This is a genomic window from Flavobacterium azizsancarii, assembly GCF_027980145.1.
Lineage (GTDB): Bacteria > Bacteroidota > Bacteroidia > Flavobacteriales > Flavobacteriaceae > Flavobacterium > Flavobacterium azizsancarii.
This window is the reverse complement of sequence record NZ_JAMZNK010000061.1, coordinates 18,747-27,980: the sequence shown is the minus strand read 5'-3', so window position 1 is coordinate 27,980 and position 9,234 is coordinate 18,747. Positions and strand designations below refer to the sequence as shown.

Below are 9,234 nucleotides of genomic sequence, written 5' to 3'. Positions count from 1 at the left end.
CAAGAGTTTGCCTACTGCTTCCTTCAGATTCCACTAACGCAATGGACACCCTTGCATTCAGCTAACACTTCCCACTGTAAAGGCGTGTTCGGGACTTACACCCTAGAGTTACCGCCCATGCTGGGCACACAACAATAAACCCAACAGGTTTTTCAACCTGTCGGGTTTGCTTATAAATTATCTAATTAAAAAATTAATTCCTTCTGCTTCCTGAATAAATCGAGATATAGTACAACAACGTTGCAATCGATCCTATAGCAGCTACCAAATAGGTTCTTGCTGCCCATTTTAGCGCATCTTTTGCTCCTGCCTGCTCTTCTTGTGTCAGCATATGTTTGTTCTCTAACCAGGCCAGCGCTCTGTTACTCGCATCATATTCTACAGGCAAAGTCACTATCGAGAATAATGTCGTCACTGCAAAAATGATAATTCCTATTAGTAACAAACCCGGAAAAACTCTAATCATAAGAATCCCTGCCAATAAAATCCACTGCATATAATTTGATGCAATATCTACGATTGGCACTAATTTAGAACGCATTGTCAGCCATTCATATCCTATCGCGTGCTGCACAGCATGACCACATTCGTGCGCTGCAACAGCTGCCGCTGCAGCATTACGATGATTATAAACTGCTTCGCTTAAATTGACTGTTTTATCTGTAGGGTTATAATGATCTGTTAGCTGCCCCGGAGTCGAGATAACACGAACATCAGTAATCCCGTTATCAGCCAACATTTTCTTAGCGATTTCAGCACCACTCATTCCGTTTCTTAATTGTATTCTCGAGTATAATTCAAATTTACTTTTGAGCTTTGAACTCACCATCCAGCTGAAAAGCATAATTGCTCCGGCCAGAATTAAATATCCACTTCCCATATTTTTATTTTTATTTGATTGATTATTAAAGTTACAAAACAAATTGCAAATTCTGAACCAATTTCAAAAAATGTCATTTTGGCACACCCTTCTTCTCAACTTAACAGATTGTTCTTCAATAGAAAAGCCATCAATTCAGCTACATTTTTGGTTTTATACTTTTGCAGGATGTTGCGCCTGTGTGTTTGAACAGTTAGAAAACTCAAAAACAATTCATCGGCTATTTCCTGGGTCGATTTACCTTTTGACAGCAATAAAGTAATATCTTTTTCTCTCCTACTAAGACTCGGGATATGATCTAAACCATCAGATGAGGGCTGGCTAATGATAGTTTTGACTTCATCGCTAAATACAATTTCCCCCTCAATGGCTTTATTAATACATCTTTTAAACTCATCAAACGAAGCGCTCTTTAGAACATATCCATTTCCGCCATTTTGAATAAATTGCATCACCAGACTCCGTTCAGACTGACTACTCATTCCGATAATAATTATTCGGGGATATTTCTGCTTAACTGTCTTGCAAAGATCAACCCCATTTATCACAGGTAAAAAGATATCCATCAAAATCAAGTCAACCTGATTCTCCTCGATATAATCAACTAGTTTAACCCCGGATTCTAATTTACCGACAATTTCAACTGTCTCCAGATCCGACAATAATCCTGAAATTCCTGAAATCACAATTGGGTGATCATCTACAATTACTGTTTTATATACCTTATCCATTTAATGTTTCATTTTTTACTTTTAATTCAATGTATGTAGACGTTCCTTTATGCAGAACACTTTCTATTTCTAATTTTCCTTTAAGAATCTCAACACGGTTCTTAATATTTCTTAAACCCATTCCGTTACTTTTTACAAAAACATCAAACCCAATTCCATTATCTTCAACTGTAATAAAAAAAGTATCTTTATTTTGAGAACAAGAAACTAAAATTTGTGATGCATCGGCATATTTCAAAGCATTAATCAATAATTCCTGAATAATTCTATAAATCACAATTTCATAATTTTTGGGTAAATTTGGTTTTTGCACCAAATATTGAAATTCAATTTCTGTTTTTGCATTTGAATTTGCCATACACAAATCTCTCAATGCATGTTCTAAACTTAATTTCAACAAACTCTCCGGCATTAAATTTTGCGAAATATTTCTCAATTCCTTAATCGAATTATCCAACAAAGTATTAATTTCTGCAGGACTGAGCGCATTTTCTTTCTCCGCGAGTTTTAAATGAATTTTTAAACCGGAAAGCATACTCCCAAGTCCGTCATGTAAATCTCTGGCGATTCTTTTCCTTTCCACCTCTTCTCCTTCAATCAGAGCATTAGAAACCGATAATTTTTGCTGGTTCTCCAGTGCACTCAATTCCTGCTCATGATTAATTTCTTTCTGAATACTTAGTTTTTTCTGATTTTTATTTAATATCCATAAAAACAAAACAATAAGAAACAAGAGTACCGATAACACCGCAAAAAGAATAGAATTCAACCGATTATTATTGACCAGCAGTGCTGTTTTTTCGTTTTGTGATTGTAGCAATGTTATTTTTTTTTCATTTTCAGCCTTTTTATACTTTGCTTCGAGTTCTACAATTTCACTTTTAAATTTCGTATCATTTAAACTGTCATTGATTACATTGTATTTATGAGAATAAAAATAAGCTTTATCATAATTTTTAGTAGCATTATAAACTTTCGACAACTCATTATAATAATTTTTTTGATCTACAATAAAAGGAGTTTTCTCAAGAAGATATTCCAGATTAGCTTTGGCTTTATCAAAGTTTTTTAATTTAAAAAGCACTTCGTATTCCGCAAATTTCAATCTATTTAAAGCAATTTGATTCTGATGCTTTACTGCTGACTTTATACCTTTTTCAAAACTCTCTAAAGCTTTATCGTTTTTATTTTGTTTTCCATAATACAAACCTTCAGAATAAAAATAAGAATCATTTAAATTCGACTCCGGATGATTTTGTAATTTATCATATGCTTTATCCAGAACCTTTTTCGCATCATAGAATCTTTTTAACTCTACTAAATTTTCAGCATTAATAATGTACGTTTCCATCTTAGACTCAATAAGAGTGGGTGACTTTTTAGTAGTAACTTCGATATAATATTGAGCATCACGCAAATATTCACTTGCTTTTTCGCGATCGTTATTATTCATAAAAATTATAGCAACCGCTTTGTACAAACCACTTATTAACTCAGAATCACCACTTTTTTTAGCAGCAGGAATTGCTTCATGAACTAATATTTTCATATAGCCTTTTTCATTATTCTTTCTTTGCTGCATGACACCGTAATTTTGAAGCGCAACAGCACGTATTTTGTAAGCTTCGGTATGAGTGTATTTCTTTAGTTTATTATTTGCTTCAAGCAAAGCATTCTCGAATCCGTCAACATCACCTTTTTCTAAAAAACTATATGAATTATAGAAAATTGCTACATCATTTAAAAAAGGAAATTTAGTTTTTAACCTATTCCCTTGCTGTAAATATTCTTTTGATTTCTGAACATCCTGTATCATCAAATACAATTTTGACAATTTAAAGCTATAAATACTTTTTACACTATCAGAATGAGCATTTTTAGTAATCGCAGCAATACTATCTATATAAGTTCTATCATCATCTAACGAAAGGATCACTTGTGAATATGAAGTGGCAGAAAAAAGCAGAAAAATCAGAAAGAGGTAAATTTTCTTCATAAAGTGGTATTTTCTCAAATTTATTAAAATTTAAAATATTCCAAAAAAAACCACCTCTTTTTACCTGATATCAGGTAATACAAAATACACTTTATCAGGTATTGCCCTTTCATTTTCAAGCATCTAATTTTGTTAGACACTATTATTAATATTAAAAAAAATTATGAAATCTATTTTAAAAACTTTAGCGATTGTACTGACTCTTGCTTTTACAGTAGCTTCTTGCAGCAGCGATAACGATAACAATTCAGGATCAGGCTCAAGAGACATTAAATATGAAGTAACCGGAAATTATACCGGAAAACTTAGTACAGTTTATACCGAATCTGGTAATGGCGGACAAAACGCTGATATCAATTCATTACCATGGACTAAGGAATTTACAGCTGGCGCAGACACTTATGGAGCGGGAATAACAGTAAGTGGTTTTGGCGGTGTTGTTGACCAAACAATAACTGTAAAAATCATTGTTGGCGGAAAAGTAGAAAAAGAAACAACTGCAAAGGCAACAAGCGACGGGATTATTGTAGCAGCTCCGGGTTCTTTTGTATTTGTGAAATAATACTCAATAAGAATAAAAAAAAGGAAAGCTTCGTGATTACGAAGCTTTTTTTACATCTAATTATCACTACAAATTAACACGAATCTTATTTGTGTTAACTTCGGGTAATTTGCGGCAAAAAAGCCAACGAAGTTTCACAATATTATCTTCCTGAATAACGAAGGATTGCACGCTTAGTTCAACAAAGACTTTCGATTTTACTTGTTGAATTTCTTATGTGATCCTTCGTTCCTCATGATGACAAAATAGACGCAAAAAAAATCCCAAACCCCAACAAAGTTGGAATTTGGAATTTTAATCCCGATAGCTATCGGGATGGAATTTATTTTGGTTAACCAACCAAATTAATAATTTTCCCCGGAACAATAATTACTTTATTTGGTGTTTTACCATCTAGCTGTTTCAATGTTCTTTCGTCTTTCATGATGATTTCTTCGATTTGTTCTTTGGTTAAATCCAAAGGCAATTCGATTGTGAAACGCATTTTTCCGTTAAAAGAAACCGGATATTCTTTGTTTGTCTCCACTAAATATTTTGCTTCAAAAACAGGAAAAGCAACTTCAGAAATTGAAGTTGTATGACCCAATTGCGACCATAATTCCTCAGCAATATGTGGCGCATAAGGCGAAACTAAAATCGCTAACGGTTCTAAGATTGCTCTTGAATGACAATTTTGTGTCGACAATTCGTTCACACAAATCATAAACTGAGAAACTGAAGTATTAAAAGAGAAACTCTCAATATCTTCTGCTACTTTTTTGATCGTTTTATGCAACGATTTTAAATTGTCTTTTGTTGGTTCGTCGTTATTTACAACCAAACCATTATGCTCATCAAAATACAATTTCCATAATTTTTTCAGGAAACCAAAAACTCCTGAGATTCCGGCAGTATTCCACGGTTTAGCTTGCTCTAAAGGACCTAAAAACATTTCGTACAAACGCAATGTATCAGCACCATATTCATTACAAATATCATCCGGAGTCACTACATTATAATATGATTTCGACATTTTTTCGACTTCACGACCAACAATGTATTTTCCGTTTTCATCAAAAATAAATTCGGCAGTTTTAAAATCCTCTCTCCAATTTTTGAACTTTTCGATATTTAATTCATCAGAAGAATTTACGAAATTCACGTCGACACGAATTGGCTGAACATTTTGATCTGTAATTTTATTTTTAGACACAAAAGTATTTGTTCCTTCCAATCTGTAAACATATGCAGTGGTTCCTAAAATCATTCCCTGATTGATCAGTTTTTTGAATGGTTCTTCGGTTGGAGCAAAACCTTTGTCTTTTAAGAATTTGTTCCAGAAACGAGAATATAGTAAATGTCCGGTTGCATGCTCGCTTCCTCCAATATATAAATCTACACTTTCCCAATATGCCAATGCTTCTTTGCTGGCAAATTCAGTTTCGTTATGAGCATCCATATAACGCATCCAATACCATGAACTTCCTGCCCAACCTGGCATAGTATTCAATTCTAATGGAAAAATCGTTGCATGATCTACTAAATCTGTATTGACAACTTTATTATTTTTAGTATCCCAAGCCCAAACAGCTGCATTTCCTAACGGAGGCAAACCATCTTCGGTTGGCAAATATTTTTCTACTTCCGGCAAGATAATTGGCAAATGCTGCGCATCGATCATCTTTGGTAAACCATTTACATAATACACCGGGAAAGGTTCTCCCCAATAACGCTGACGAGAGAAAACAGCATCACGCAAACGGTAATTTGTTTTTCCTGTTCCTTGTCCTATTTTTTCTAATTCAGCAATTGCTTTTTGAGTTGCTGCTTTATAATTTAATCCGTTTAAGAAATCAGAATTGGCAATTTCAACATTGTCTTTAGAACCGTAAGCCTCTTTAGAGATATCAACATTCGCAAAGATATTCTTGATTTCCTGCATACCGTTTTGACCTTTAAAGAAATTAGCAAAAGCATAATCTCTTTCGTCTCCACAAGGAACCGCCATTACAGCACCAGTTCCGTAACCTGCCAATACATAATCTCCTATCCAAACCGGAATTGCTTCTTTTGTAAAAGGATGCTCTGCATAAGCTCCTGTAAATACACCTGAAATTGTTTTTACATCGGCCATACGCTCACGCTCTGAACGTTTAGCTGTTTTTTCGATATAAGCCTCAATTTCTCCTCTTTGTTCTTCAGTAACTATTTTAGAAACTAAAGGATGTTCTGGCGCCAAAGTCATAAAAGTAACCCCGAAAATTGTATCAGGTCTTGTAGTGAATACATCAATAACTTCGTCATGATTTTTTACATGGAACGAAACCATCGCACCTACAGATTTCCCTATCCAGTTTCTTTGTGATTCTTTGATAGATTCACTCCAGTCAATATCATTTAAACCTTGCAACAAACGTTCTGCATAAGCCGAAATTCGCATGCTCCATTGTGTCATTTTTTTACGAATAACAGGATATCCCCCACGTTCCGAAACTCCGTTTATAATTTCATCATTTGCTAAAACAGTTCCTAAACCAGGACACCAGTTTACTTCGGTTTCAGCTAAATAAGTCATTCTGTATTGCAACAAGATTTTTTCTTTCTGATCATCAGAATACGAATTCCATTCTGTTGCTGTAAAAATTGCAACATTATCATCGCAAACTGCCTCAACCAAAACATTACCCTCCTCTTCAAAAACTTTTACAAGCTCTGAAATATCAAATGCCTTACCTTGTTTTTTGCAATACCATGAATTAAACAACTGGATAAAAATCCATTGTGTATGTTTATAGTAATCAGGATTCGAAGTACGCACTTCACGACTCCAGTCAAACGAAAATCCTATTTTATCTAATTGTTTTCTATATCCGGCAATTTGTTTTCCTTCTTTATCTACTCCACCGTCAATATTTACGCGTGTTGTATCTTCCGGACGTTGTCCCGTTTGTATTGCATATTGTTCTGCAGGCAATCCAAAACTATCGTATCCCATTGGGTGCAAAACATTGAAACCCTGATGTCTTTTAAAACGAGAATAAACATCTGAAGCGATATAACCCAGCGGATGCCCAACGTGTAATCCCGCTCCTGAAGGATAAGGAAACATGTCCAAAACATAATGCTTCGGTTTGTCAGAATTGTTTTTTGCTGCAAAAGTTTGGTTTTCTGCCCAAAATTTTTGCCATTTAGCGTCTATTTCGATCGGATTGTATTTCATCTTAAAAGGTTCAAAGGTTCAGAATGATAAAGATTAAAGCTTTATCACTTTAATGAATTAAGGCGCAAATTTACATTTATTACAGATTGTACCAAAGCTATTTCACTGACAAACAAATAAAATAATAAAATACTTATTTTTAATTAAGTAAAAACACCTGTGTTTGTGTTTTTACTACGTAGTTATTATTCTTTTTTTACTTTAATTTTAAACTATTAAGAGAATCGACTTACGTAAAACAGTCCCTTTTACAAATAACTAAGAACCAGATGAGCACCGATAAAAAACATTCAGTTGAAGTCCTGCTTTGGATTGAGGAAACTGATGAACCTTTTTAGGAATGGGCAAAATCCGGCTTTTAGAAAATATTCGAAAAACAAGTTCAATTACAAATGCTGCTAAATGAGTTCTTAAGAAAAGAAAAAAACTAAAAACTAAAGGTTATTATTGTAAATTGAAGAAGTCTTACGGTTTTCCTGCAATTAATTAATAAGTTGGTATATTTACATTTATTGTACGAAAGTTAAAACTTTGGTCGTTATTAACTTCAAATAAAGAAATACTTTATTATTTTTACCACATAATTTAAGCAAACTATGAGTTCTAACTTTGATAAATTTCAAAAGCGCAGGTTAATTTCCTCTTATTTTTCGGTTGTACTAAGTGTATTTCTGGTTTTATTCCTTTTAGGAGTACTGGGATTATTCATTATCAATTCTAAAAAACTGGCTAATGATTTTAAAGAAAAAATCGCCATGACGGTTTTCTTTAAAAATGAAGCTAATGATAGTGTAATAAAAGCATTCGATACTGAATTAAAAAGGGCTCCTTTCGCAAGATCATATGTTTATGTTACTAAAGATAAAGCGGCAAAAGAACATACCGATATTATTGGAGAAGATTTCCTTACATTTTTGGGCGAAAATCCTTTATTGAATTCATACGACATTCACCTGAAAGCAGACTATGTAGAAAGAGACAGTATCTTAAAAATCGAAAGTAAATTGCGTAAAAACGCAATGATCGAAGATATAGTTTACGACAAACAATTGGTAAACCTGGTTAATGACAACATCAAAAAAGTGAGTATGTGGATTTTGATTATCAGTGGTTTCCTTGCGATTATCGCTGTTTTATTAATCAATAGTTCACTACGTTTATCCATACATTCAAACCGTTTTATCATTAAGACCATGCAAATGGTTGGTGCAACAAAATCGTTTATCCGTAAACCATTTGTAATGCGTAGTGTAAAACTAGGAATGCTTGGTGCAGGATTGGCTATTATTGCATTGATTGGGGTTTTATTGTATGTAGAAACTAATTTCCCGGGATTAGGGATTTTAGAAGACAAAGTATTAATTGGATTCGTATTATTGGCCGTTTTCGGATTAGGTGTTTTAATTACTTGGGTAAGTACACATTTTGCAACACAACGATTCTTAAACTTAAGAACTGACGATCTGTACTAAGAAAGTATTCGGTCACGGTTTTTAGTTTACAAAAAAACAAACAGTCTTCGACTTGACTCAGGTTGACAAATAAATAAAATACTCTAAACTTTGATTAGGGTTACAAAAAAACAAAAATGAAAAATATAAACAATACAGAACAACAGCCACAAAAACAAGAATTCCTTTTTGATGGTATTAACTATAAAATTTTATTAATAGGAATTGGTGTTATTGCATTAGGTTTTATCTTAATGTCAGGCGGAGGAAGCAAGGATCCAAATATCTTTAATGAAGATGTTTTTAACTTTAGACGTATTCGTTTAGCTCCAACAACTGTTTTAATTGGTTTTGGTATCACGATTTATTCTATTTTCAAAAAATCTAAGTAGACTTTTTTTAGACCGCTTAGACA

7 protein-coding genes are annotated in these 9,234 nt (G+C 33.5%); 3 read left to right on the top strand and 4 right to left on the bottom strand.

The annotated features are described in order from the left end of the window. Nucleotides 1-193: 193 nt before the first annotated feature. From NJT12_RS22695 to NJT12_RS22685, 3 genes are all read right to left on the bottom strand, one after another. Nucleotides 194-880, bottom strand: a complete 687-nt coding sequence (locus tag NJT12_RS22695) for a zinc metallopeptidase (protein ID WP_271338401.1) — start codon at nt 878-880, stop codon at nt 194-196. Nucleotides 881-975: 95 nt separating this feature from the next. After that, the gene (locus tag NJT12_RS22690; RefSeq protein WP_271338400.1) at nt 976-1,611 is read right to left on the bottom strand and encodes a response regulator transcription factor; all 636 of its coding nucleotides are present in this window, start codon (nt 1,609-1,611) and stop codon (nt 976-978) included. Further along, on the bottom strand, nt 1,604-3,607 hold the full coding sequence (locus tag NJT12_RS22685) for an ATP-binding protein (protein WP_271338399.1): 2,004 nt from the start codon (nt 3,605-3,607) through the stop codon (nt 1,604-1,606). The genes NJT12_RS22690 and NJT12_RS22685 overlap by 8 nt, the downstream gene beginning before the upstream one ends. Before the next feature lie 163 nt (nt 3,608-3,770). Between NJT12_RS22685 and NJT12_RS22680 the strand changes: the two genes are divergently transcribed. Continuing rightward, nucleotides 3,771-4,169, top strand: a complete 399-nt coding sequence (locus tag NJT12_RS22680; protein WP_271338398.1) for a hypothetical protein — start codon at nt 3,771-3,773, stop codon at nt 4,167-4,169. 331 nt (nt 4,170-4,500) lie between these two features. Here the strand turns inward: NJT12_RS22680 and leuS are convergent, their stop codons facing one another. After that, on the bottom strand, nt 4,501-7,368 hold the full coding sequence (gene leuS / locus NJT12_RS22675; RefSeq protein WP_271338397.1) for a leucine--tRNA ligase: 2,868 nt from the start codon (nt 7,366-7,368) through the stop codon (nt 4,501-4,503). Between the two features lie 596 nt (nt 7,369-7,964). Here leuS and NJT12_RS22670 point away from each other — a divergent pair. Continuing rightward, on the top strand, nt 7,965-8,840 hold the full coding sequence (locus tag NJT12_RS22670) for a cell division protein FtsX (protein WP_271338396.1): 876 nt from the start codon (nt 7,965-7,967) through the stop codon (nt 8,838-8,840). A 116-nt stretch (nt 8,841-8,956) separates the two neighbouring features. After that, nucleotides 8,957-9,211 carry a DUF3098 domain-containing protein gene (locus NJT12_RS22665; RefSeq protein WP_271338395.1) on the top strand — a complete coding sequence of 85 codons (255 nt, stop codon included), beginning with the start codon at nt 8,957-8,959 and terminating at the stop codon, nt 9,209-9,211. Nucleotides 9,212-9,234 lie beyond the last annotated feature (23 nt).